This window comes from Mesorhizobium comanense, assembly GCF_005503535.1.
GTDB lineage: Bacteria > Pseudomonadota > Alphaproteobacteria > Rhizobiales > Rhizobiaceae > Mesorhizobium > Mesorhizobium comanense.
In genome coordinates this window covers 1-1,624 of sequence record NZ_SCNN01000070.1, presented here as the reverse complement: position 1 = coordinate 1,624, position 1,624 = coordinate 1, and the positions used below count along the sequence as shown (strand labels likewise).

2 protein-coding genes are annotated in these 1,624 nt (G+C 62.1%); both read left to right on the top strand.

What is annotated here, in order from left to right; all coding sequences use genetic code 11:
* Window positions 1–1,338: MBG-2 domain-containing protein (locus tag FFS37_RS35985; RefSeq protein ID WP_171026571.1), on the top strand; the 1,338-nt coding region annotated here is incomplete at its 5' end.
* 59 nt (window positions 1,339–1,397) lie between these two features.
* Window positions 1,398–1,624: hypothetical protein (locus tag FFS37_RS35615; protein ID WP_210240525.1), on the top strand; the 227-nt coding region annotated here is incomplete at its 3' end.

Here is a 1,624-nt window from a genome sequence, read left to right as displayed (position 1 = left end):
TCGTCCTACCTCTACACCTACTCCAGCCTTGGCACGGGTGTCGCTCTTGTCGGCTCGCTCAATCGCACTGCCGGTGAGAATGTCGGCGGCTATGCCATCGGGCAGGGCACGCTGACCAACACCAACAATTCGAACTACGACATCACCTTCGACAGCTCGACCTTCAACATCGGCAAGCGGGCTGTCACCGTTACGGCAAGCGCCAACCAGGGCAAGACCTATGGCGACGCCGATCCGTCGTCCTACCTCTACACCTACTCCAGCCTTGGCACCGGCGTGGCGCTGGTCGGCTCACTCGATCGCGCTATCGGAGAGAATGTCGGCGGCTATGCCATCGGGCAGGGCACGCTGACCAACGCGACCAACTCGAATTACGACATCACCTTCGACAGCTCGACCTTCAACATCGGCAAGCGGGCTGTCACCGTCACGGCAAGCGCCAACCAGGGCAAGACCTATGGCGACGCCGATCCGTCGTCCTACCTCTACACCTACTCCGACCTCGGGACTGGCGTGGCTCTTGTCGGTGCGCTCGATCGCACGGCCGGAGAAAATGTCGGCGGCTACGCCATCGGCCAGGGCACGCTGACCAACGCGGCGAACTCGAATTACGACATCACTTTCCAAAGCAGCAATTTCAACATCGGCAAGCGGGCGGTGACGGTCACGGCGAGCGCCAATCAGGGCAAGACCTACGGCGATGCCGATCCGTCGAACTACGGCTATACCTATTCGGACCTCGGCAGTGGTGTCGCTCTTGTCGGCTCGCTCGATCGCACGGCCGGCGAAAATGTCGGCGGCTATGCCATCGGGCAGGGCACGCTGACCAACGCCAACAATTCCAACTACGACATCACTTTCGCCAGCGCTGATTTCCGCATTGGCAAGCGCTCGATCACTGTCGTGGCGGATGCGCAAAGCCGCGCGCAAGGCATGCCCAATCCGGCATTTACCTATACGATCGGCGGACTGGGGCTGGTCGGCACCGATACGCTCACCGGCACGCTCTCGACCGATGCGACGCCCGCCAGCATTCCCGGCAGTTACGCCATCGAACAAGGCAGTCTCGCGGCTTCGGCCAATTACGAGCTGACCTATGTCGGCGCCGAGCTGACCGTCACCGCGCCCAATACGGTTCCAACCACGAGCGCCGCGAGCACTGTGGCGTACAACGCCTTCGTATATGGCGCCGGTGCGCCGGTGCCGGTGTTCTTCACCGGCCAGCCGGCGGATGACGGTTCGCAGAGATTGATCGAGGATCCCCGGCTAAACGGCTTCGCCTTTTGCCAGGGCATGGCCGAGATCGCGTCCGTCTGTTCGGTCACAGCGGTGCAATAGGAGGTGGGGGCTGCTTTGGGCAACAGGGGCGGCTACCCGGACATACAAGCATGCAGAGAATGAACGTGTCTTCAAAACGCCGAAACCGGACCAGCGCCTCGCTGATGGCGCTGCTTCTGACCTCGACGGCGCTTGTCGGGTTCACCTCGGCCAAGGCGCAGGAATTGCCGACCGGCGGCAGCGTGGCTTCGGGCGGCGTCACCATCTCCAATCCGTCGGCCTCGCAGCTCAACATCAAGCAGTCGACCAATTCGGCCATCGTCAACTGGCAGAGTTTCTCGATCGG